General features: G+C 68.9%; 20 protein-coding genes and 1 tRNA gene. 12 read left to right on the forward strand and 9 right to left on the reverse strand.

The window, feature by feature from the left end; all coding sequences use genetic code 11:
• The first annotated feature begins 16 nt into the window (after positions 1 to 16).
• The 8 genes from FE263_RS04590 to FE263_RS04625 all read left to right on the forward strand — a co-directional run bounded on the left by FE263_RS04590 (position 17) and on the right by FE263_RS04625 (position 9,895).
• Entirely contained in the window at positions 17 to 1,849 is a 1,833-nt protein-coding gene (locus FE263_RS04590; RefSeq protein WP_138324712.1) for an ABC transporter ATP-binding protein/permease, read from the forward strand.
• Positions 1,850 to 1,910: 61 nt separating this feature from the next.
• On the forward strand, positions 1,911 to 4,133 hold the full coding sequence (locus FE263_RS04595; RefSeq protein WP_138324713.1) for a TonB-dependent receptor: 2,223 nt from the start codon (positions 1,911 to 1,913) through the stop codon (positions 4,131 to 4,133).
• A gap of 84 nt (positions 4,134 to 4,217) precedes the next feature.
• Positions 4,218 to 4,595 (forward strand): winged helix-turn-helix domain-containing protein, encoded by a 378-nt coding sequence (locus FE263_RS04600; RefSeq protein ID WP_138324714.1) that lies wholly within the window; start codon positions 4,218 to 4,220, stop codon positions 4,593 to 4,595.
• Between the two features lie 248 nt (positions 4,596 to 4,843).
• Positions 4,844 to 5,884 carry an AraC family transcriptional regulator gene (locus FE263_RS04605; RefSeq protein ID WP_138324715.1) on the forward strand — a complete coding sequence of 347 codons (1,041 nt, stop codon included), beginning with the start codon at positions 4,844 to 4,846 and terminating at the stop codon, positions 5,882 to 5,884.
• Positions 5,885 to 5,900: 16 nt separating this feature from the next.
• A complete protein-coding gene (locus FE263_RS04610; protein WP_138324716.1) occupies positions 5,901 to 6,986 on the forward strand; it encodes an ABC transporter substrate-binding protein in 1,086 nt (361 codons plus the stop codon).
• A gap of 88 nt (positions 6,987 to 7,074) precedes the next feature.
• The gene (locus FE263_RS04615; RefSeq protein WP_138324717.1) at positions 7,075 to 7,902 is read left to right on the forward strand and encodes an ATP-binding cassette domain-containing protein; all 828 of its coding nucleotides are present in this window, start codon (positions 7,075 to 7,077) and stop codon (positions 7,900 to 7,902) included.
• Positions 7,899 to 9,134: a sugar ABC transporter permease gene (locus tag FE263_RS04620; protein ID WP_138324718.1), complete on the forward strand. Its 1,236-nt coding sequence runs from the start codon at positions 7,899 to 7,901 to the stop codon at positions 9,132 to 9,134. The genes FE263_RS04615 and FE263_RS04620 overlap by 4 nt, the downstream gene beginning before the upstream one ends.
• A gap of 32 nt (positions 9,135 to 9,166) precedes the next feature.
• Positions 9,167 to 9,895, forward strand: coding sequence for an SDR family oxidoreductase (locus tag FE263_RS04625; protein ID WP_138324719.1), 729 nt, complete (start codon positions 9,167 to 9,169; stop codon positions 9,893 to 9,895).
• 16 nt (positions 9,896 to 9,911) lie between these two features.
• Here the strand turns inward: FE263_RS04625 and FE263_RS04630 are convergent, their stop codons facing one another.
• The gene (locus tag FE263_RS04630) at positions 9,912 to 11,027 is read right to left on the reverse strand and encodes an alpha/beta fold hydrolase (protein WP_205880253.1); all 1,116 of its coding nucleotides are present in this window, start codon (positions 11,025 to 11,027) and stop codon (positions 9,912 to 9,914) included.
• 128 nt (positions 11,028 to 11,155) lie between these two features.
• Here FE263_RS04630 and FE263_RS04635 point away from each other — a divergent pair, with 128 nt between their 5' ends.
• Entirely contained in the window at positions 11,156 to 11,362 is a 207-nt protein-coding gene (locus FE263_RS04635; RefSeq protein WP_138324951.1) for a TOBE domain-containing protein, read from the forward strand.
• Between the two features lie 6 nt (positions 11,363 to 11,368).
• Here the strand turns inward: FE263_RS04635 and FE263_RS04640 are convergent, their stop codons facing one another.
• The 7 genes from FE263_RS04640 to FE263_RS04670 are packed head-to-tail and all read right to left on the reverse strand — an operon-like array spanning position 11,369 to position 17,756.
• Positions 11,369 to 11,914, reverse strand: a complete 546-nt coding sequence (locus FE263_RS04640) for a PqiC family protein (RefSeq protein WP_171033933.1) — start codon at positions 11,912 to 11,914, stop codon at positions 11,369 to 11,371.
• Positions 11,911 to 12,879 carry an MlaD family protein gene (locus FE263_RS04645; protein WP_138324721.1) on the reverse strand — a complete coding sequence of 323 codons (969 nt, stop codon included), beginning with the start codon at positions 12,877 to 12,879 and terminating at the stop codon, positions 11,911 to 11,913. Before FE263_RS04645 ends, FE263_RS04640 begins: the two co-directional genes overlap by 4 nt.
• Before the next feature lie 21 nt (positions 12,880 to 12,900).
• Positions 12,901 to 13,665, reverse strand: a complete 765-nt coding sequence (locus tag FE263_RS04650; protein ID WP_456306562.1) for an ABC transporter ATP-binding protein — start codon at positions 13,663 to 13,665, stop codon at positions 12,901 to 12,903.
• 4 nt (positions 13,666 to 13,669) lie between these two features.
• Positions 13,670 to 14,827, reverse strand: a complete 1,158-nt coding sequence (locus FE263_RS04655; protein WP_240758980.1) for an MlaE family ABC transporter permease — start codon at positions 14,825 to 14,827, stop codon at positions 13,670 to 13,672.
• Between the two features lie 10 nt (positions 14,828 to 14,837).
• Positions 14,838 to 16,244 (reverse strand): Si-specific NAD(P)(+) transhydrogenase, encoded by a 1,407-nt coding sequence (gene sthA, locus FE263_RS04660; protein ID WP_240758981.1) that lies wholly within the window; start codon positions 16,242 to 16,244, stop codon positions 14,838 to 14,840.
• A gap of 25 nt (positions 16,245 to 16,269) precedes the next feature.
• Complete coding sequence (locus FE263_RS04665; RefSeq protein ID WP_205880254.1) at positions 16,270 to 17,205, reverse strand: isopenicillin N synthase family dioxygenase; 936 nt, start codon at positions 17,203 to 17,205, stop codon at positions 16,270 to 16,272.
• Positions 17,202 to 17,756: an NUDIX domain-containing protein gene (locus FE263_RS04670; RefSeq protein ID WP_138324724.1), complete on the reverse strand. Its 555-nt coding sequence runs from the start codon at positions 17,754 to 17,756 to the stop codon at positions 17,202 to 17,204. Before FE263_RS04670 ends, FE263_RS04665 begins: the two co-directional genes overlap by 4 nt.
• A gap of 2 nt (positions 17,757 to 17,758) precedes the next feature.
• Here FE263_RS04670 and FE263_RS04675 point away from each other — a divergent pair, with 2 nt between their 5' ends.
• From FE263_RS04675 to FE263_RS04685, 3 genes are all read left to right on the forward strand, one after another.
• The gene (locus FE263_RS04675; protein WP_240758982.1) at positions 17,759 to 19,090 is read left to right on the forward strand and encodes an MFS transporter; all 1,332 of its coding nucleotides are present in this window, start codon (positions 17,759 to 17,761) and stop codon (positions 19,088 to 19,090) included.
• A gap of 44 nt (positions 19,091 to 19,134) precedes the next feature.
• Positions 19,135 to 19,806 (forward strand): LOG family protein, encoded by a 672-nt coding sequence (locus FE263_RS04680; RefSeq protein WP_138324725.1) that lies wholly within the window; start codon positions 19,135 to 19,137, stop codon positions 19,804 to 19,806.
• A gap of 77 nt (positions 19,807 to 19,883) precedes the next feature.
• Positions 19,884 to 19,960, forward strand: a tRNA-Pro gene (locus tag FE263_RS04685).
• Between the two features lie 95 nt (positions 19,961 to 20,055).
• Here FE263_RS04685 and FE263_RS04690 read toward each other — a convergent pair.
• Entirely contained in the window at positions 20,056 to 22,311 is a 2,256-nt protein-coding gene (locus tag FE263_RS04690) for a methyl-accepting chemotaxis protein (RefSeq protein ID WP_171033934.1), read from the reverse strand.
• Positions 22,312 to 22,385 lie beyond the last annotated feature (74 nt).

The following is a 22,385-nucleotide window of genomic DNA, read 5'->3' on the forward strand; positions in this document are numbered from 1 at the left end:
CAAGCCCCGCCTCTCGATGCCGCGCGTGCTGCCGGCGCTGGCCGCGCTGCTGTCGCTGTACCTGGTCGCGCCGTTCCTGGCCGCGGCGCTCCAGGCGAACGCCGCCGACTGGCGCGGCGCCGATCTCGCGGCCCTGTCCCGGGCCGGACTGGTCTCGATCGCCAGCGCCACCCTCGCCAGCCTGCTGGTCGCACTCGGCGGCATCCCGCTCGGCTACCTGCTCGTGCGGGTTCCAGGACGTGGCATGGCGCTGCTCGGCTTCGTGGTGCAACTGCCGCTTGCCCTGCCGCCGCTCGCCAGCGGCATCCTGCTGCTGTTCCTGCTCGGCTATGCGAGCCCGCTCGGACGCCTCACCGGCGGCATGCTGACCGACAGCTTCGCCGGCATCGTGCTCGCGGAGGCGTTCGTATCGGCGCCGTTCCTGATCGTTGCCGCCCGCTCCTCGTTCGCCGCGGTGGATCCCGCCCTGGAGGACGTGGCGGCGACGCTCGGGCACCGGCCGTGGGCGGTGTTCCGGCATGTCAGCCTGGCGCTCTCGCGGCCGGGCATCCAGGCCGGGCTGCTGCTGACCTGGCTGCGCGCCTTCGGCGAGTTCGGCGCCACCGTGATGGTCGCGTACCACCCGTATTCGCTGCCGGTCTACACCTACGTCGCGTTCGGCAGCGAAGGCCTGCCGGCGATGCTGCCGATCCTGCTGCCGGCCGTGCTGATCGCCATGCTGGTGATGGCGCTCAGCCTTCGACGCCGCGCGCCGGTTGCCGCGCGGCAGGCGGCGGGCGCGGCACCCGTTGCGATGCGTGCCCCCTCACCTGCGGTTGCCGCCGCACCGGAGCAGCCGCTCGACTTCACCTTCCTCTGGCACCGGAACGGCTTCGAGCTCGATGTCGCGTGGCAGACCCGGGCAAGCCGCCTGTGCATCCTGGGCGCCTCGGGCTCGGGCAAGTCGGCGACGCTTCGCCTGCTCGCCGGCCTGGACAATCCCGACCGGGGAACCGTCACGCTCGGCGGCGAGGATCTCGGCGCCCGACCCGCCCATGCGCGCGGCATCGCCTACGTGCCGCAGACCTTCGGGCTGCTGCCGCATCTCGCGGTCGCGCAACAGGTCCGCTTCGGCGTCGGCTGCGATCCGGAGCGCGCCCGTGTCTGGACCGACCGGCTCGGCCTGTCGGACCTGCTCCATCGTCTTCCGGTCGAGCTGTCGGTCGGCCAGCAGCAGCGCGTCGCCCTCGCCCGTGCGCTGTCCCGCCCCGGACGCCTGCTGCTGCTGGACGAACCGTTCTCGGCGCTCGACGCGACCCTGCGCGGCGAGCTTCGCGACGAACTGGCCGCGTTTCAGCAGGATATCGAAATGACCAGCATCCTGGTCACCCACGACCCGGAGGAGGCGCTGCTGCTCGCCGACGAGTTGCTGCTGCTGGATGGTGGCCGCGTGCTGCAGTCCGGACCGGCCGAGGCGATCTTCCGCCGTCCCGCCAACGAGGTGGCGGCGAGGCTGCTCGGCGCGCGCATGGCGGCGGCGGGGCAGGCGGTAGCGCCGCATTCGATCGACATCGGCGGCGGCATCTTGCTGGAGGTCGCAGGCGAGGCGTTGCCGATCGGGCCGATACGCTGGGCGGTGCATCCTGGTCGCGTGGCGCTTGCCGAGGCCGGTGGCCACCCGGCGACCGTGATCGAGGCGGGCCCGGTGCGCGGCGGCCGGCGGCGGCTGCTGGTGCGCCTCGGCGACAGCGTGTTCCCCTTCGACGCCAACCCGGGCCTATCACACTCACAGTCGGTCCGGCTTTCGATCGATCCCGCATCCCTGCAGGTGTGGCCGCGTCAGATGCTTGATTTGCCGACACGCCACTAATCCCGCTATATACGCTTGCATACGACGCTCGCCGATCCTGGCGTTGCCGGGATGCACGGTCATGACGCGAACAATCAGCCGCCTGCGGTCGCGAACCACGGCTGCTCTTCCGGTTCTTCTGGCGGCGGCGCTGACACCGGCTGCTATCGCGGAGGCGCAAACCTCCACGGCACCCTCGTTGACCGGCGCGCAGGCTGCGCGGCCGGTCGAACGCATCCTGGTTCGCGGCAGGGCGCCGTACGCCGCGCGGGCGCAGTATCATGCCGATACCGCACAGCTTGGACCGCTCGGCCCCACGCCCATCCTGACCACACCGATGTCGGTGACGGTGCTGACGCAGGATCTGCTGGTGAACCAGCAACTGCGCACCCTGAACGATGCGCTGCGCGACCTGCCGTCGGTCGAGGTCCGCGACCAGCAGGGGCTCGAAGTGTCGCGGCCGCAATCGCTCGGCTTCCAGGGCACGATCACCGAGAACACGCGTCTCGACGGGTTAAACATCATCGGCACCACCGCGATCCCGATCGAGAATCTCGAAAGCGTCCAGGTGCTGAACGGCCTTGGCGGAGCGCTGTTCGGACCGGAGACCCCTGCAGGCGTGTTCGACTACATTCTCAAGCGACCGACCGACACGCCGCTCCTGCGCCTGGTGGGCAGCTATGCCAGCGACGGGCTGTTCACCGAGGAGGCCGATACCGGCGGTCGTGCCGGACAGGATGGCTGGCTCGGCTATCGCGTCGACCTCGTGCACGGCGAGGGCGAGAGCTGGGCCAGTGGCAGCTTCGCCGACCGGACCCTGGGGAGTGCCGATCTCGACATCCATGTCGACGCCGACACGGTGATCCAGGTCGACGGCAGCCACTACGATGATAGCGGATACGGCCTGCCGGGCAGCATCGTCTATGACGGCGCCAGCACGAGTTCCACCAGCAGGAGCACGGTGCTGCCGCCGGCGCCCGACCCCACCACGCGCGGCCTCGGCCAGCCGGGCGCGGGGACCGATCTGATTACCGATACCGGGCTGGTGAAGATCATCCATGATTTCGGCGGCAGCGGCTGGCGGCTCGAGCTGGGCGGCCTCTACCAGGATGCGCAGCGCAACCTGTTCGGCATCACCAACACGCTGACGAACGACCTGGGCGGCTATACCACGACCAAGAACTTCACCGCTGTTCCGCATTTCACCGACGGCAGCAACGAAGTCTCCCTGACGGGACACCCGACGATCCTTGGATTCCGCAACGATCTGTCGCTCGGCACCAATGGCTTCATCAACGACCAGTACTCATACCGCAATTCGATCCAGGTCACGCTCGGCAGGTCGAACCTCGCCGATCCGGCAATCTTCCCCTACGTTCCGACCCCCGCGAATGGCGGACAATATCTGTCCGGCGTGCTGCACCAGCAGTCGATCATCGAGGGGGATACGCTGCATGTGGATCGCCATTGGGCGGTGCAGGCCGTCTTCAGCGAGTCTTTCCTGGGCTCGACCAGCTACAACACCAAGGATGCGGTAACCAGCACGGGCAAGGCGAACGGCGCCTTCAGCCCGACGGTGAGCCTGATCTGGACGCCGACTGCGAGGATCACCGGGTATTTTACCTACGCGAGCAGTGTCGAGGAGAGCGACCAGGCTCCGGCGACGGCAATCAATGCCAACGCGTTCCTTGCGCCGTACCACGACGAGATGCTCCAGGCCGGCATCAAGTATGCACCTGTCGACAAGCTGCTGCTGACGGCGGATGCGTTCCGCATGACCCGCCCGTATGCGACGACGCCTACCGACAACATCTTCCAGGTGATCGGCCAGCAGCGCGACCAGGGCTTCGAGGTCTTCGCCCAGGGCGATCTGCTCCCTGCGCTGAGCGTGCTCGGCGGCTTCACCTATCTCGATGCGCGGCTGCTGGGCTCCGGCAGCCCGGCGACCGAAGGCGGGATGATCGTCGGCGTGCCGGAGTGGAAGAGCGACGCGACCCTCGACTGGCACCCCGGCTTGCTACACGGCGTCGCCTTCACCGGCAGCGCGCACTACGAAAGCGAGCGCGCGGCGACGGATACCGGCAACTCGTTCGCCCCCCGGTACGTGACCTTCGATATCGGCGTGCGCTATGCCGCGAGCGTGCTTCGCCATGCGATGGTGGCGAGGCTCGCGGCGGTCAACGTGACCGACAGGCACTACTATTCGTCGATCGCGGATGGCAACATCGTCGGCAGCCCCGGCGCCAACACCGCCTATTCCGGTGCGCCCCGGACCGTGCTGGCGAGCATCGAATTCGACCTCTGACGCAGGCTGTGCACGGGCCACGAGACAGGCCGGCGCGCCTGCAATAGGCTTGGCAGCAATCGCCCCGCCGGACCCGACCCGACCATGCCCAAGCTTCGACATCCAGACCGCCTCGGACTGCATCTGCGGGTGGTGCTGGCCGACGGAGTGGTCCTCGGGCCAGGGCGCGCCGACCTGCTGCAGGCGATCCGCGACCATGGCTCGATCTCGGCGGCGGGACGCGCCATCGGCATGAGCTACAAGCGCGCCTGGGATCTCGCCGAGGCGGTCAACAACCGCTTCGGCACCCCCCTGATCGAAACCAGCGCGGGCGGTGTCGCCGGCGGTGGCACCCGCCTGACCGCAACCGGCGAGGCGGTGCTGGCCGCCTACCGGCGCATCGAGACTGCGGCCGCCGAGGCGGCAGGCCAGGAGATCCGGGCCCTCGAGGCCCTGCTCCCGGACAGGCTGCCGGAGACCTGAACCGGCCGGTCGCGCATGACCGCCTTGGCCCGGCCCCGGACAAGAACAGCCTTGCTGCGATCTGGACCCTCGCGGCTCCGCACCCGGCTGCACCGGCCCGGGACGGGCCGAACACAGCGCTGCTGACAAAAAAGTATCGGTCGGCGGTCTAACCAGACGAGGATTTCTGGTCGGACAGGGCCTAGCATCGGCCGATAAACAAATGGGTGCCCCGGCCGCGTGGCCAGGAGGCAGCCTGGGATGGAACGGTGCAGAAGACCTGCAGGAACGGTGCCCCGGGAACGTGGCCCTCGAACGGCTGCGCGACGGCAGGCGCAAGGGCCGAACCCGAGCTCGAGATCGTTGCCGCCGCCGACGGCACACCGTTCAAGATGTGGTCGCACGGCTATCCGTTCCGCACGGTACGCTGGCACTTCCATCCCGAGTACGAGATCCACCTGATCACCGCGACCACGGGCCGCATGTTCGTAGGCGATCACGTCGGCGCCTTCGTGCCCGGCAACCTGGTCATGACCGGCCCCAACCTGCCGCACAACTGGCTCAGCGACGTCGAGCCGGGCACCACCATTCCGGAGCGCTGCCTGGTGCTGCAGTTCACCGAGGCTTTCATCGCCTGCTGCCGTGCGGCGTTTCCGGAATTCGACCTCACCTGCCTGGTCGAGGACTGCCAGCGCGGCGTGCAGTTCTCGGCCGGCACCGGCCGCGCGGCAGAGCCGCTGCTGCGCGCCATGCTCGACGGCTCGGCATTGTCCCGGCCGGCACTGTTCTTCCAGTTGCTGGAGCTGCTTGTTGGCGCCACCGACCGCCGGATGCTGGCCAGCATCGGCTATCGTGCCAAGCCTGCGATCTACATGACGCGGCCGATCAACCATGTACTCGAACATATCGCCCGCAACCTCGACTGCACCCTGCGCGAGGGGGAGATGGCCGAACTCAGCGGATATAGTCCGAGCGCGTTCTCGCGCGCCTTCCACCGGCAGATCGGCCTGACCTTCACGGCCTACGTCAACGGCATGCGTATCAATCGCGCCTGCCGTTTGCTGACCACCTCGGATCGAACGGTCACTGAAATCTGCTTCGAGACCGGCTTCAACAACGTCTCGAACTTCAATCGGCAATTCCTGTCGCGCACCGCGATGACGCCGCGCGCCTACCGGCGCCACCATCGCGCGAACGACCGTTATTCGATGAAACGGACCGACCACTCCGACATCGATGCCATCGCATCCGCGGGCGTAAGCGGCCCCGATGCGCAATCCGGCGACACGCCAAGAAACGTCCAGACCTGAACGAGGAAGAGCTTCAATGGCTACAAGACATCTCACCCGATCCGGCGCGCTTGGCGCGCTGGCACTCACCGTATTTGCAGCAGCGACCGTCCCAACCCATGCCGCAGGCCTGTCGAAGGTGAAGGTCGCCTTCCTGATGCCCGATGAAGGCTCCACGCGCTACGAGGAGCACGATGCCCCGGGCTTTCGCGCCGAGATGCGGAAGCTGTGCCCGAGCTGCACGGTGCTCTACCAGAACGCCGATGGCGACGCCTCGCGCCAGCAGCAGCAGTTCAATTCCGTCATCTCCCAGGGCGCCAAGGCGATCGTGCTCGATCCGGTCGACTCCACCGCCGCCGCCTCGCTGGTCAAGCAGGCGCAGGCGCAGGGCATCAAGGTCATCGCCTATGACCGGCCGATCCCCTCCACGCGCGCCGACTACTACGTGTCGTTCGACAACGAGAAGATCGGCCGGACGATCGCCACCTCCCTCGTCCAGCATCTGAAATCGATCGGCGCATCGACCGATGGCGGCGTGCTCGAGGTGAACGGATCGCCGACCGACGCCGCCGCCGGCCTGATCAAGAAGGGCGTCCATGAAGGCCTCGCCAGCAGCGGCTACCGGACACTCGCCGAGTACGATACGCCGGACTGGCTGCCCGCAAAGGCGCAGCAATGGGTCAGCGGGCAGATCTCGCGATTCAACAAGAAGATCGTCGGCGTCGTCGCGGCCAACGACGGCACCGGCGGCGGCGCGATCGCGGCGTTCAAGGCGGCCGGCGTGGATCCGGTTCCGCCGGTGACCGGCAACGATGCCACCATCGCGGGACTGCAGCTGATCATTTCAGGCGACCAGTACAACACCATCTCGAAGCCGAGCGAGATCGTCGCCGCAGCCGCGGCAAAGGTCGTGGCAGCCCTGTTGCAGGGCCAGGCTCCGAGCAGCAATGCCACCCTGTTCGATACGCCGACACAGCTCTTCACGCCGAGCCTCGTCACCGCGTCGAACCTCAAGCAGGAGATCGTCGACAAGGACGTGAACGGGAAGCCGATCGAGGCCCCCGCCGTGCTCTGCACCGGTCGCTATGCGGCCGGCTGCTCGAAACTCGGCATCTCGCCCTGATCGTCATCCCCGACGCCTGAGACCGGAGGCCGGCGCGCCAATTGCGCGTCCGGCCTGCCCCTTTCGAAAACACCGGAGTGCCTCCGCGATGGATGACCCGACCCTGTTGGCCAGGCGAGGCGAGCTGGTGCTCAGCCTGCGCGGCATCTCGAAGCATTTCGGCGCCGTGTCGGCGCTGACCGATATCGAACTCGACGTCCACGCCGGCGAGGTGGTGGCGCTGGTCGGCGACAACGGCGCCGGCAAATCCACCCTGGTCAAGATCCTGGCTGGCGTGCACCAGCCCAGTAGCGGCACCATGCGGTTCGGCGGCAAGGAGGTGACGCTTGCCGATCCGGGCGCCGCACTGTCGCTCGGCATCGCCACGGTGTTCCAGGACCTGGCGCTGTGCGAGAATCTCGACGTCGTGGCGAACATCTTCCTCGGCCGTGAACTCGGTCCTCTCGGCCTCGACGAGGTGTCGATGGAGATCAAGGCCTGGACGCTGCTGCGCGAGTTGTCCGCCCGCATCCCGAGTGTCCGCGAAGTGGTCGCCTCGCTGTCGGGCGGGCAGCGCCAGACCGTCGCCATCGCCCGCTCGCTGCTGCTCGAACCCAGGCTCATCATGCTCGACGAGCCGACCGCAGCCCTCGGGGTCGCCCAGACCGCCGAGGTTCTCAACCTGATCGAGCGCGTCCGTGACCGCGGCCTCGGGGTGGTGATGATCAGCCACAACATGGAGGACGTGCGTGCGGTGGCGGATCGCATCGTGGTGCTGCGGCTCGGCCGCAACAACGGCGTGTTCACGCCCGATGCCAGCAACCATGAGCTGGTGAGTGCGATCACCGGCGCGGCCGAGAATGCGGTCTCGCGCCGGTCGGATCGCCGGCGCGCCATGATGCCGCCGCCCGCCGCCGGAGAGGAGGCACGGCCATGAGCTCGAGCAACCTTGTCGACCGCGGCGACGAGCGGCTGAAACAATCGGTGGGGGTGCGTGGCGCGATCCGCGCCTTCCTCGACCGGGTGCGATCCGGCGATCTCGGCCCGCTGCCGGTGATCGTCGGGCTGGTGATCATCTGCACGGTGTTCGAGAGCCTCAACGACGTCTTCCTGTCGAGCAACAACCTCGTCAACGTCCTGTATGACTCGTCGACGATCGGCGTGATCTCGCTCGGCATCGTCTGCATCCTCATGGTCGGCGAGATCGACCTGTCCGTCGGCTCGGTCAGCGGCTTCGCCTCGGCGCTGCTCGGCGTGCTGTGGGTCAACGCGAACTGGCCGGTCTGGCTCGCCGTGCTGGCCGCCATCGCCGCCGGCGCCGCGATCGGCTTCCTCTACGCCCAGCTGTTCAATCGTTTCGGCATGCCGTCCTTCGTGTCGACGCTCTCGGGCCTGCTGGCGGTGCTCGGCCTGCAGCTCTACATCCTCGGCCAGAGCGGTTCGATCAACCTGCCCTACGGCTCGCCGATGGTCAGCTTCGGCCAGTCGCTGTTCATGCCGGCCATCCTCAGCTACGCGCTGGTGCTGATCGCCGGGATCGGGGTCTTCGCCACCGGGTATCGCACCGCGCGCCGGCGCCAGGCGGCGCGGCTCTCCTCGCGGTCCACGGCCAGCATCGCCGCGGTGGCCATCGTGCTCACCGTCGCCCTCGAGGCGTCCGTGTTCTACTTGAACCTCGATCGCGGCGTGCCCTGGATGCTGGGCTTCTTCCTGGCCCTGGTGCTGATGCTGCACTACGCGCTGACACGCACACGATGGGGCCGCTCGGTCACCGCCGTCGGCGGCAACCGCGAGGCGGCTCGGCGCGCCGGCATCAACGTGCGCGGCATCTACACCAGCGCCTTCGTGCTGTGCTCGGTGTTCGCGGCGATCGGCGGCGTGCTGTCGTCCGCGCGCCTCGCCTCGGCGAGCCAGCAGGCCGGCACCGGCGACGTCAATCTCGACGCCATCGCGGCGGCGGTCATCGGCGGCACCAGCCTGTTCGGCGGCCGCGGCAGCGCGTACTCGGCCCTGCTCGGCATCATCGTCATCCAGGCGATCTCGAGCGGGCTGACCCTGCTCGATCTGTCGTCGTCGCTTCGCTACATGATCACCGGCGGAGTGCTGGCGGTCGCCGTCATCGTCGACAGCCTCGCCCGACGCTCGCGCGTCTCGCACGGCCGGGCCTGATCCCCACGCACGCAGACCTGAAGGAACACGCAATGGATCGACCCTTGTCCGGATTGTGTGCGGCGATCACCGGCGCCGCCTCCGGGATCGGCCTCGCCTGCACGAGAGGGCTGCTGGCGGCAGGCGCGCGCGTCGCCCTGGTGGACCGCGACGAGGGCAGGCTGCGGAGCCTCTGCAAGGAGCTTGGGACCGAAGCGAGGGCCGTCTCCCTCGACCTGCTCGATCCCCGCAGCGTCGACGGCATGTTGCCGCGCCTGCTTGCCGAGCTGGGCCAGCTCGACATCTTCCACGCCAATGCCGGGTCCTACATCGGCGGCCCCGTCGTCGAGGGCGATGCGGATGCCTGGGACCGCATGCTCACCCTCAACATCAACGCCACCTTCCGCTCGATCCGCGCCGTGCTGCCGCACATGGTCGAGCGCCGCACCGGCGACATCATCGTGACCAGCTCCGTCGCCGGAGTGGTCCCGGTGGTGTGGGAGCCGATCTACACGGCCTCCAAGCATGCCGTGCAGGCCTTCGTCCACACGGTACGCCGGCAGGTGGCCAAGGACGGCATCCGTGTCGGCGGCGTGCTGCCCGGCCCGGTGGTCACGGCGCTGCTGGACGACTGGCCGAAGGCGAAGCTCGACGACGCGATCGCCACCGGCAGCGTGATGGAAGCCAGGGAAGTCGCCGAGGCCGTGCTGTTCATGCTGACCCGGCCCCGCAACATCACCATCCGCGATCTCGTGATCCTGCCGCAGAGCCTGGATCTCTGATCTCGCACGGCCGGTGTCAGAGCGCCGGCTTGCCATCCATGAAGGCGCCGATGTGGTCGTTGAGGAAGCGGGCATCGGCCGGACTGGCGCCGGCGCCGGCCGGATGGCCCCATAGCGACGGGATCGGTTTGAACGTGCAGCGCCTGATGAAGCGGGCCTCGTCGCGCGCCTCGTCCGCCGGAAAATACAGGTCGGTCGCCGACGGCATGTAGAGCAGCGGCGCCGTGATCGAGCCGAGCGCCGCCTGTAAATTGCCGGCGAACGGCGGCGTGTGGCCGACATCGTGCTGCTGCCAGCAGCGCATCTGCAGAATCAGGTCGTTGGCGTCGTCGCCTTCGAAGAACTGCGCCGTAAGCCGCTCGACCGCCTGCCGGAAGGTCGTGCCGGGCGGGTTGTCGTTGCGCCACAGTTCCTGCCGCCACCATTCCTGCGAATACAGCCAGCCGAGCCAGACCAGGGCGGTGGCCAGGATCCCGCGGGTGGGCTGGGCGGTGTAGTTGCCGCCGTCGAACGCCGCATCGGCGGTGAGCGCCGCGATCTGGCCGTCGAGGCGGACGATGCCGTGGCCATAGGTCTTCGCGGTGCCGGAGGTGGCGACGATCCGGTCCATGAAGGTCGGATGGCTGATGCCCCATTGCAGCGCCTGCTGCGCGCCCATCGAGAAGCCGATCACGGCACGCAGATGGCTGATGCCGAAATGCCCGGTGAGCAGGCGGTGGACCGCGTCGACGTTGTCGCGAATGGTGGTGACCGGGAACCGCGGACCGTGCAGCGGCTCCGGCGTGTTGCTCGGCGACGAGGAGCGCCCGTTGCCGAACATCTCGCTGGTGATCAGGAACAGCTTCCCCGGATCGAGCGCGTGGCCGGGACCGATCAGCCAGTCATAGCCGTGCATGTCGGCCATGTAGTGCGACGGCAGCAGCACGGCATTGTCGCGCGCGGCGTTCAGGGTGCCCTGGGTGCCATACACGATGCGTGCCTCCGGCAGCACCGTACCGCTCTCGGTCACGAAATCGCGGATGACGAACTCGTGCCGCACCGGGCCGGACGGGGCAGCCTCGGCGGCGGCCTGCCGGATCGGGTTGGTGGTCATCGCCGCGGAGCCGATCAGCGCCGCCCGTCTGGTCATCATGTCGCATTGCCCTGCCTGTCGGGGAGACAGGTATCGGCAGTCGCGCCAGGGATCCATAGCACCTCCGGTCGACCACCCCCCCGGCGGCCTGCTAGAGCCGCGCATTCCCTCCAGGAGCCACGCCGATGCTGAAGCTGAGCGCCCGCAACCAGATCAAGGGCCGGATCACCGCAGTCACCAAGGGCCAGACCACCGGCCACGTGCATATCGATATCGGCAACGGCGTCACCGTGCACTCGTCGATCACCAACGAGGCGATCGACGATCTCGACCTGAAGGTCGGTGACGAGGCCGTCGCGGTGATCAAGTCGTCGGACGTGATGATCGGCAAGTAGGCCGCGTCAGCCGGCCGGGAACCTGATCCGGCCGGCAAGCTGCGCCATCAGCGCACGCAGGGTTTCCAGCACGCCGGCATCGCTGGCGTTGTCGCCCCGCAAGCTGAGCCGCGTCTGCATCATCAGGTCGGGCCGCCCCGGTCGCTCCAGCGACCAGCGGGCCTGCGCCACGGCGTTGCCGTCGCGGCTCAGCTCCAGGATATCGAGATCGACCAGCAGGCGCTCCCGCCGGGATGACCCGAGCGTGCTGCGGGTGACCTGGAGTTCGGGATGCACCGGCTGCAGGTCGGCGACCAGCGCGTCGGTGAGCTGGTCCGAGAGCCGGCTGGCCCAGCGGCCTGTCGGACTTGCGGACAGCACGCTGCCGGCATCCCTCACCTGGATGTCGCGCGTGTCGAGATAGTCCGGAATGCGCAGGCGCGGCACTTCGAGCACGGTATCCGCCTGCACGGCCGGCAGCGTCGCGGCCGGCGGGGCGATCAGATAGAGCCTCGGTACCGGCGGGGCGCAGCCAGCCAGGAGCGCCGCCAGGAGCAGCCATCGACCCCTCACCGTCCGCGCCCCGTCAGCAGCAGCTGCGGGTTGCGGTCGAGATCCTCGGCCAGGCCACGCAGCGAGGACGCCGCCGCCGACAGGTCGCGCAGGCTGCTCTCGATATCCCCGCGTGGCGCCGATCGCGGCGAGGCAATCCCGTTGAGCTGAGTCAGCAACGCCTGCGCCTGTCCGACCGTGCGATTCGAGGTTTGCAGCAGCCGGCTCAGCTCGGCGCCACGCCCGGCGAGCTGCCGGTCGCCATCGTTCGTGAGCCGGTCGACCGCCTCCAGCGTACGCCCGGCCTTGACCTGCAGGTCGGCGATGGCCGCTGTCGCGGTCGCCAGCGCCACCTGCGACTGGTCGGACGTCCGGGTCAGGCTGCCGACCAGCGGCGGCAACATCTGGTCCATGTGCGTGCTCAGCGCCTGCAGCGAGACCAGCGTGCGCTCGGCATCCAGCGCCAGGTCGTGCAGCGGCAGGTTCACGATCTGGTCGCGAAGCTGCTGCAACTGGCCGGGCAGCGTCGGGATCTCGGGCAGGCCGGGCACCCGGTGGTAGAGCGTCGCCGGGGTCTCGGGCCGGAAATCGAGGTCGATCTCCGCCTGGCCGGTGACGAAGCTCTGCACGTTGAGCTGGCCACGCAGGCCGTCGGCGACCATGCGCGGCAGGCCCACCGTGCGCACGCTCTTGACGCTGGTGCCGACGGTGACCCGGTTCGGCTCGAGCTGCACGATGACCGGGATATACGCGCGCCGGCTGCCGGGATCGAACTGCACCCGGATATGGCGCACCACGCCGACGCGCACGCCGCGGAAGGTCACCGGGCTGCCGACGATCAGCCCCTGCACCGAGCCCTCGAACACCAGCACCGCGCGGGTCACCGGCTCGAACGGACGCAGCCGGCTGAACAGCACCAGCACGCCCAGGGCAAGCAGGATGCCGCCGAGCACGAAGCCGCCCACGATGGTCTGCCGGTTCACCATGACGCTGATCCCACCGTGGCCCTATCCTTCCTGCTCGAGACGCTCGCGGCGCATGAAGGCCTGCACCTGCGGGTTGATGCTGTCGTCGCGCAACGCTTTTGGAGAGCCGTGCGCGATGGCGGTGCGCGTGGTGGCATCCAGGAACACCCCGTCATCGGCGATCGCCAGCAGGCTCGGCAGCTCGTGGCTGACCAGCACGATGGTCTGGCCGAAGCCGTCGCGCAGCTGCAGGATCAGGTCGTCGAGCCGCTTCGAGGTCACCGGGTCGAGCCCGGCGGACGGCTCGTCGAAGAACAGCACCTCCGGATCAAGCGCCAGCGCACGCGCGAGGCCGGCGCGCTTGCGCATGCCGCCGCTGAGCTCCGAGGGCGACAGCGCAGCCGCGTGCTCCATGCCGACCAGGGCGAGTTTCAGCCGCACCAGGCTGTCGATGGCGGCGTTGTCGAGCCGGGTGAACATGCGCAGCGGCAGCGCCACGTTCTCCGCCACCGACAGCGAACTCCAGAGCGCGCCGTTCTGGAACAGCACGCCGAAGCGCCGGCCGATCGCCTCGCGCTGCGCCGCATCGCCCGCCCAGTAATCCTCGCCGCCGACCAGCACGCGCCCGGCCGCCGGCCGCAGCAGGCCGACCAGCGAACGCAGCACCGTGCTCTTGCCGCAGCCGCTGCCGCCCATCACCGCAAATATGCTGCCGCGCCGGACGCTGAACCCGAGATCGCGCTGGATCACCCTGGTGCCGTACGCGAGTTCGAGGCCCTGCACTTCGAGGATGGTGTCCGCCGCCACGCCCTCAGCGCCCGACCGCGTTGGCGACGACCGCGAACACCGCATCGAGCGCGATGGTGCCGACGATGCCGACCACCACCGCCGAGGTCGCGGCACTGCCGACATCGGCGGCGCTGCGGCCCGCCTTCATGCCGATCCGGCAGCTGGTCACCGCGATCATCAGCCCGAAGGCGAAGCTCTTCAGCAGCCCGAAGCCGAACTCGCCGACCGGCAGCGACATGCGCGTCTGCTGGATGTAGGCGAGCGGGGTGATGTCGAGCATCGCGATCGCCACCACGAAACCGCCGGCGATGCCGACCACGCAGCCATAGAGATACAGCACCGGCATCATCGCGGTCAGCGACAGCACCGCCGGCAGCACGATGTAGTCGGTGGCGGGAATGCCGGTGGCGGCGAGCGCGTCGAGTTCCTCGTTGCCCTGCATGGTGGCGATGCGCGCGGCATACGCGCCGCCGGTGCGTCCGGCCATGATGATGGCGGTCATCACCGGCACCATCTCGCGCACCAGGGCAAGCCCGACCAGGTTGGCGACGAAGCTGTCGGCCGCGAGCCGGCGCAGCTGCACCACGCCGACGAAGGCGAGGATGGCGCCGACCAGCACATTGACCACGGTGATGATGAGCAGCGCCGACGGCCCGGCATCGTAGAGATTATCGAGCAGGTCGATCCCACGCATGCGGGCGCGACCCAGGCTGGCGGCGCCGGCGCGCAGTGTGAGGCCGCCGAGCAGGGAGCTGAGCTCGCCGGTGTTGTTCAGCGCACCGGTCAACGCCGTGGTTGTCGCCCCGCCAAGCCGGGCCAGCAGTCCCGGCCCGCGACGTGGCGGCAGCGGCGCCGGCCTGCTGTCGTCGAGCAGGGAGAGCAGCCGGCGGCTGGCATCCGGGAGCCCGCTCTCGTCGAAGCCGATGCCGCGCCCGGCGGCAAGCCGGCGCAGCTGCCACAGGAAATCGATCAGGGCGCTATCCCAGCGACCGAGCCGGGTCGCATCGAAGCCGATGCTGGCTGGCGTCGCGCGGTCCGCCCCGGTTCCATGCTCGGGCAACATCGCCTCGGCAGGGCGCGGCGTATCGCCGGACCGGCCGATCCACGCGCCGGACAGCAGCAGGGTCGCATGCGCGCCGTCCTGCCGCAGCGTGACCTTGGGAGAATTGGCCTCGCTCACGCCGCCGCCGTCACACCATGCGGTTGTAGGCGTCGAGGGCCGCGATCTTGTATGCCTCCGCCAGGGTCGGATAGTTGAAGGTGTTCTCGATGAAGTAGTCGATGGTGCCGTGCAGGTTGAGCACCGCCTGTCCGATGTGCACCAGCTCCGTGGCCCCCTCGCCGATGATGTGCACGCCAAGCAGGCGGCGGTCGTCGGTGGCGAAGATCATCTTCATCATGCCGCCGCGCAACCCCATGATGTGCCCGCGCGAGGTCTCGCGCAGCCGCGCGATGCCGCATTCGTACGGGATCCGCTTGGCACGCACCTCCTCCTCGGTCATGCCGATGGTGGAGATCTCCGGCACCGCATAGATGCCGTACGGGAAGAAGCGCGGCGCCGGCGGCATGCGCTGCCCGAAGGCGTGGCAGGCGGCGATGCGGCCCTGCTCCAGCGACGTCGACGCCAGGCTCGGGAAGCCGATCGCATCGCCGGCGGCGTAGATGTGCGACACCTCGGTCTGCAGCGTGTCCGGATCGACGGCGATGCGCCCCCGGTTGTCGACCTTGACGCCCAGCACCTCCAGCCCGAGTCCCCCGACGGAGACCTGCCGCCCGGCGCAGTGCATCAGCATCTCCGAGCGCACCACCCGGCCGCCATCGAGCCGGACCACGACGCGCTCGTCCTCGATGGCGATGTCGTCCACCTTCGAGCCGAGGCGCAGCGCCACCCCGCGGTCGCGCAGCTCGTGGGTCAGCTCGTCGATGATCTCGCGGTCGATGAAGTCGAGGAAGGTGTCGCGCGCCTCGACCAGCGTCACCTTGACGTCCAGCGCGCTGAAGATGGTGGCGTACTCCACCCCGATCACCCCGGCGCCGATCACCGTCAGGCTGCGCGGCACGTGGTCCAGGTTGATGATCTCGTCGCTGTCCAGCACGGTGCGGCCGTTGAACGGCACCCCGTCCGGACGGCGCGGCTGGGTGCCGACCGCGATGAGCACCTTTTCCGCGGTCACCTGCCGCGTCTCGCCGGCCGCCATCGCGACCTCGATGGTGTGCGGCCCGACGAAGCGACCGGCGCCGTGCAGGATCTTGACGCCGTTGCGGTTGAACTGGTGCTCGAGCCCGTCCACCTCGAACTCGAGCGTCTTGCCGAGGCGCTCGGTCAGGTCGGCGGCGCCGATCACCCCGCGCGCCCGAAACGCCGAGCCGTAGAAGCCGCGCTCGCGAAAGCCGGTCAGGTTCAGCACCGTCTCGCGCAGCGTCTTGGACGGGATGGTGCCGGTATGCACGCACACCCCGCCGACCCGCTTGTCGCGCTCGACCACCAGCACCGACCGGCCCAGCTTGGCCGCCTGCACCGCCGCGCGACGGCCGGCCGGCCCGCTGCCGATGACCACGAAGTCGTACTGGTCGCTGGCTGGCACGTTCATATCCATCGGCATGGTTTCCTGTCGGGAACGGCTAGTTCAGGCGGATTTCGCGCAGGCGCTGCATCAGGTACTCCTGCGCGGTGATCGGCTCGGGGTAGTGATCGTCCCCCGCGCCGATGCAGCCGGGCAGCGTCCGGATCTCGTATTCCATGTTCGGGGCCAGGAAGAACGGCATCGAGTAGCGGCTGACGCTGGCCGCCTCCCCGGTCGGGTTGACCACCCGGTGGGTTGTGGAGGGATACACCCTATTGGTAAGTCGTTGCAGCATATCACCGACATTGACCACCAGCGTGCCGGGTGCCGCCTCGATCGGCAGCCAGCGCCCTTCGCGGGTCAGCACCTCCAGCCCCGAGGCGGTGGCGCCGACCAGCAGGGTGATCAGGCTGATATCCTCGTGCGCCTCGGCGCGTACCGCCGGCAGGTCGCGCACGTCCACCGGCGGGTAGTGCAGCGCGCGCAGGATCGAGTTGCCGTGGTCGGTGACGGTGGCGAAGAAGCCCTCCGACAGGCCGAGATCGGTGGCGATGGCGGCCAGCACGCGGTCGCCGGCCTGCTGCATGGCGCGATACAGGGCGAGCGCGTTGTCGCGGAACGACGGCACCTCGGCGGGCCAGACGTTGGGCTTCAGCACCGCATCGTCCGGCGGCGCCTCGTCGCGGCCGACATGGAAGAACTCCTTGAGATCCGGCACCGTGCTGGTCCTGGCGGTCTCGACCTTGAAGCCGACATAGCCGCGCCCGGTCTGCGGCTGCGCGTAGGCGCGCTTGGCGGCATCGGGCAGTGCGAAGAAGCGGCGGAAATCGTCGTACGCGGCGTCGATGCGATCGGGCGGGATGCCGTGGTGGCTGAAGCAGCAGAAGCCGTAGCGCCGGTAGGCCGCCCCGACATCGGCCACGAACGCCGCCCGGTCGTCCTCGAACCGGCGCATGTCGAGCGTCGGCACCCGCTCGTTCGTCAGCACGGTCACAGCATTCCCTTCAGCCGCAGCATTCCGATGGCGGCGATCGACACCATGCAAGCGATGCGCCCGTCGCATATCATCGCCTCGACCTCGGCGAGCGGGATGCGCCGCGTGACCATGTCCTGCTCGGTCGCCTCGCGCTCGGCCTCCTGCTGCACCAGGCCGGTCGCCAGGAACACGTGCCCCTTCTGGTTGGAGTAGCCGGCGCCCTGGAACAGCGTCCCGGCATGGCGCATCGAGGCCGCCACCAGGCCGGTCTCCTCGCGCAGCTCGCCGGCGGCGATCGTTTCCGGCGTGGCGTCCGGCCGCTCCTCCCACATGCCCATCGGCAGCTCCCACAGGCGCCGGCGCACCGGATAGCGGTACTGCTCCACCATGGCGAGCCAGGGCACGCCGGCGTCGTCGCCGATCGCCGCGACCGCCACGAAGTCGTTGCGCTCCACCACGCCATACAGCCCGTCCGAGCCGTCCGGCCGCCGGATGATGTCCTCGCGCAACCGCAGCCAGCGGTTCTCGTAGGCGATCCGGCTGGACAGGGTGACGATCTCACTCTCCATACTTGCTCCTGCCACACTCGCTGCCAGAGGAAGACCCGCTGTCCCCCACCCTGCCGACTTCGGCGCCGCTTGTCCGCACGCTTCGTACGCTCGGCTCCAGCCCATCCGGCCGGATCATCGGCACCGTCGTCCTCACCATGCTCTGCTACACCACCATCGGCCTGCCGCTCGCGGTCATTCCAGGCTTCGTGCGCGACAGCCTGGGCTACGACGTGGTGGTCGCCGGGCTGGCGGTGTCGGTGCAGTATCTGGCCACCTTCGCGACCAGGCCGTTCGGCGGCCGGCTGACCGACACGCGCGGCCCGAAGCTGTCGGTGCTGCTCGGGCTCGCCGGCTGCATCGCCAGCGGGCTGCTGATGCTGGCGACCGGCCTGCTCGCACACGCGCTGCCCGCCAGTCCCGGCATCGCGCTCGCCGCGCTGTTCGCCAGCCGCCTGCTGCTGGGGCTGTCGGAGAGCCTGGTCGGCACCGGCTGCATCATGTGGGCGATCGGGCAGGTCGGCGCCGGCCGCACCGCGCAGATCATCTCGTGGAACGGCATCGCCTCCTATGGCGGCATCGCGCTGGGAGCACCGCTCGGCGTGGCGCTGAGCGGCGACGGCAGGATCGGTTTCGCCATGCTCGGCCTGGTGCCGGTGGCGCTCGGACTTCTCGGCCTGCTGATCGCGGTGCCGAAGCGGGGCCTGGTGCCGCATCCCTCGAAGCGCATCCCGTTCCTGTCCATTCTCTCGCGGGTACTGCCGCAGGGCACGGCGCTGGCACTGAGTTCGATCGGTTTCGGGGTGATCGCCGCCTTCATCACCCTGTTCTATGCGGCTCACGGCTGGCCGGCCGGCGGCCTTGGCGGTGCCGCCAGCGCGCTGTCGGCGTTCGGGCTCAGCTTCATCGCCGCCCGGCTGCTGTTCGCCGGCCGCATCGCCCGCCCGGAGCTCCGGATCGGCGGCGGCTACCCGGTTGCCATGGTCTCGCTCGCCGTCGAGGCGTGCGGCCTGCTGGTCCTCTGGCTGGCCCCCGGCAGTCTCGTCGCGCTGTGCGGCGCCATCCTCACCGGCCTGGGCTTCGCGCTGGTGTTCCCGGCGCTGGGCGTGGAGGCCGTGAAACGTGTCGGCGTCGACAATCGTGGCGCGGCGATCGGTGCCTACACCGTGTTCCTCGACATCTCGCTGGGACTGTCCGGGCCGTTGCTCGGCCTGATCGCCAACCATGCCGGCTATGCGACGCTGTTCCTCGTCGCCGCCCTGTGCTGCGTGGCGGCACTGGCGCTGACCGCCGGCCTGCACAGCGCCGCGCCATCATCCAACGAGCATTCGACGGCAAATTCACCATCCTGCTAAAGCTTGCCGACCGCGCAGCCGAACCAGCAGGAGCCGCCTCGCCGATGCCGTCCCACGCGTCTTCCGACCTCGGCCTGGCCGATCCCGTGCTGGAGGCGGCCGCCCCCGGCCTCGCGGTCGACCCAGGCCTCGCGGTTGCCCCAGGCCTTGCGGTCGCCGTCTTCTGCGGCTCGCGTTTCGGCAACCGGCCGGCTTATCTGGAGGCTGCGAGCGAGGCCGGCGCCGGGCTGGCACGCGCCGGCATCCGGCTGATCTATGGCGGCGGCCGGGTCGGCCTGATGGGCGCGCTGGCGGATGCCGCGATCGAGGCCGGCGGCGCGGTCAGCGGCATCATCCCGGACTTCCTGTCCACCCGCGAGGTGATGCACGACCGCGTCACCGACCTCACGGTCACAGACTCCATGCACAGCCGCAAAGCCGGCATGTTCGCCCAGGCGGACGCCTACCTGGTGCTGCCAGGCGGCCTCGGCACCTTCGACGAGACCATCGAGATCATCACCTGGAAGCAGTTGCGGCTGCACGACAAGCCGATCCTGATCGCCGATATCGATGGCTGGGCGGCGCCGCTGCTGGCGACCCTGGAGGCTGCGATCGAGGACGGCTTCGCCGATCCGTCGGCGCGCCGGCTGTTCGAGGTTGTGCCGGACGTCGGGGCGGCGCTGGCCCGCGTCGCCACCCTGACGCCGCAGGCCCAGCCCTCTGCCGCCCGCCTCTAGCACCGGGAGCGGCTTTGGCATCAGGGCGCGGGTGGCGTCTTGCGGGGTCGGGGCACCGCCTGTATAGGGCGCTCCACCGGAGTGTAGCTCAGCCTGGTAGAGCACTGTGTTCGGGACGCAGGGGCCGGAGGTTCGAATCCTCTCACTCCGACCAGCCTTTTCATGAGGCCAGGTCAAACTCCCGCAGCTTGTCTTGGTCTGGTTGAACCCAAGGCTGTGGCTGACGGGTTCCAATCCGGTGGCAACCGATCAGGCCGCGATTGCGACCGGGACATGCTGCTGAATGGCCTGGGAGATCCAGGCCCTTGCGGACCCTTCCTTGCTGAACTCGATGCTGTACACGCCAGCCGCTCCTTCCCGCACGATTGTCGCGGGGATAGGTCCGGCATTGGGCCCGAACTGGATGGTCAGATGGGTGCCGGCGGCAACCTTCAGGTTGGCCTGGAACGCAGCGCCTCCCTCGGACAGGTTGTCGACCGGCACGGTCATGGCAGCCTGGCCAGGAAGCAGTACGCTGGCCGTCACGGCCCGGAGCTGGAAGCGCTCGAACTGGCGCCGGTCGCTGGCATCCGACTTGATCGCGGTCAGGAACCGGTTGACCTCCTCGCGCAGCGTCACGGTTTCGGTGCCGATGTTGGTCGCCCCGGTCAACACGACCTGACTGGCCGAGCCAGCCTGGTCCGCCACAGAGACAACCTGTCCCATGGCGCGAGCCGAACGCGCAGTGGACTCCGACACCGCATGCACGGAGCCGGCGATCTCCTGGGTAGTGACGCTCTGCTCCTCGATCGCGGCTGACATGGACGTGGTGTTGGCCGCCATGCCGCGTATCAAGTCGCATATCTCGATCACCGCCGACACGGTCGCATCCGTCGCGCTGCGCACCGTGTCCACCTGTTTGCCGATCTCGGCGGTGGCGTGCGCAGTCTGCGCTGCGAGTGCCTTCACTTCGCTGGCCACGACCGCGAAGCCCTTGCCGGCATCTCCGGCACGTGCCGCCTCGATGGTGGCGTTCAGGGCCAGCAGGTTGGTCTGGCCGGCGATGGAGTTGATCAGCCCGACGGCTGCTCCGATCCGCAAGGTGGCAGCCGAAAGATCGCCGATGGCCGCCTGGCCGGTTTTCGCTCGCTCGACCGCCTGCTGCGAGGTCATCGCCGCCGACGAGACCTGACGGGCGATTTCGCCAAAACTGGCGGTCAGCTCCTCCACCGCTGCGGCCGTCGTGTGCAGATCGTGTGACGACTTCCTCGCCCCCTCCGACGTGACGGAAGCTTCCTCGCGAACGGCGTCCGCCGCGTCGTTCATCGCATCGGCCGCCTGTGTCATCTCGTCTGATGAGAAGCTCAGTCGCTGCATGACGGCGTTGACGGCCATGCCGAACCGATCGGTCTCCTGCTCCATCTCGTCATGCCGCCGGGCAAGCGCCGCGCGCGAGGCGGTCTGATCCTCCGTCAGCCGACCGGTCTCGATCAGGTTGGCCTTGAACACCTGCAGCGACGCCGCCATTGCGCCGATCTCGTCGCGTGACCGAGGCGCCGGAAGCGGCGTCCGGGCGTCGCCGGTGGCCAGCCGACGTGTAGCCGCCGAAAGCGCCAGCACCGGGCGGATCACCATCCACTGCAGCAGCAGATGCACCGCGCCGACGCACAACGCGAACAGGAGCAGGGTTACCACCAGCGCACTGGCTTGCTGGTGATGCAGGTGCTTCACGCGGGTGGTCAGCAGATGGTCGAGCACGTTCGCCGCCGAGATGTCGAAAGCGGCGGTGTTGTCCAGCATGCGGGCGGTCTCGGCCAGCGTCGGCGCCCCCTTCTGCAGGGCCGCCATGTAGGAGGCGAGTGCCGCGTGCTCGGCCTGGTAGGCTTCGTGCAAAGCAGGCTTCAAGGTGCCGTCGAGGTTGTCCTCCTCGGCTGCGGCCATATCCCCGTCGGCGCCATCGCTGGCGGCGCTCAGCAGGCCGACGCCCATGAGGAACTGTGCCCGGTCGGCGGACGACATGCCGGCTGCATGGGCGGCGGTGACGGACAGGTCGGCGACCCGGTCGATGATCTCCGGGAACCGGTTCAGCACGACGTCGGTCAGGTAGTAGGTGTCGAGCACGTTGTCGAGAATGAGGTTCGAGCGATCGCCGACCCGGGTCAGCAGGTCGCGCATCTTGCTCCGCGCGGCGCCGAGCGTCGCGCCATCGACAACCGCCCGCATGGCATGCACCGCGTCCGCGGACTGCATGGAGGTCGTGAGATGGGTGCCGTAGCGGTCTTCGACCTTCTGCAATGCCGGCACCAGGGCGCCGGGTGGCATGCTGTCGATGCTGGCGGCGGCGGCAGCCTGGGCCTGCACCGGGATCATGTCATGCAGGTAGTTGGCCCCCATGACTTCGCTCCTGGCGAAGTCGATCGCGATGTTCTGGCTCGACACGATCATCCACAGGGTGAAGGTGATCGGCACGATGAAGACCACGACGGCCATCCCGAGCTTCGCCGATATGCCGAGGGGTCGCCGCATGGCACGCATCTCCCACGCGGTGCAGGCTGCACCGCAAACTCGCCATTAAGGTGAGGAACCCTAAGATCCGATTA

The organism is Lichenicoccus roseus (assembly GCF_005844085.1).
GTDB classification, from domain to species: Bacteria; Pseudomonadota; Alphaproteobacteria; order Acetobacterales; family Acetobacteraceae; genus Lichenicoccus; species Lichenicoccus roseus.

Bases quoted from the DNA above. Each gene is read 5' to 3' on its own strand.
- FE263_RS04590 (WP_138324712.1), top strand. From the start codon at position 17: ATGCCGCGCGTGCTGCCGGCGCTGGCCGCGCTGCTGTCGCTGTACCTG.
- FE263_RS04595 (WP_138324713.1), top strand. From the start codon at position 1,911: ATGACGCGAACAATCAGCCGCCTGCGGTCGCGAACCACGGCTGCTCTT.
- FE263_RS04600 (WP_138324714.1), top strand. From the start codon at position 4,218: ATGCCCAAGCTTCGACATCCAGACCGCCTCGGACTGCATCTGCGGGTG.
- FE263_RS04610 (WP_138324716.1), top strand. From the start codon at position 5,901: ATGGCTACAAGACATCTCACCCGATCCGGCGCGCTTGGCGCGCTGGCA.
- FE263_RS04615 (WP_138324717.1), top strand. From the start codon at position 7,075: ATGGATGACCCGACCCTGTTGGCCAGGCGAGGCGAGCTGGTGCTCAGC.
- FE263_RS04620 (WP_138324718.1), top strand. From the start codon at position 7,899: ATGAGCTCGAGCAACCTTGTCGACCGCGGCGACGAGCGGCTGAAACAA.
- FE263_RS04625 (WP_138324719.1), top strand. From the start codon at position 9,167: ATGGATCGACCCTTGTCCGGATTGTGTGCGGCGATCACCGGCGCCGCC.
- FE263_RS04630 (WP_205880253.1), bottom strand. From the start codon at position 11,027: ATGATGACCAGACGGGCGGCGCTGATCGGCTCCGCGGCGATGACCACC.
- FE263_RS04645 (WP_138324721.1), bottom strand. From the start codon at position 12,879: ATGGTGAACCGGCAGACCATCGTGGGCGGCTTCGTGCTCGGCGGCATC.
- sthA (WP_240758981.1), bottom strand. From the start codon at position 16,244: ATGGATATGAACGTGCCAGCCAGCGACCAGTACGACTTCGTGGTCATC.
- FE263_RS04670 (WP_138324724.1), bottom strand. From the start codon at position 17,756: ATGGAGAGTGAGATCGTCACCCTGTCCAGCCGGATCGCCTACGAGAAC.
- FE263_RS04680 (WP_138324725.1), top strand. From the start codon at position 19,135: ATGCCGTCCCACGCGTCTTCCGACCTCGGCCTGGCCGATCCCGTGCTG.
- FE263_RS04690 (WP_171033934.1), bottom strand. From the start codon at position 22,311: ATGCGGCGACCCCTCGGCATATCGGCGAAGCTCGGGATGGCCGTCGTG.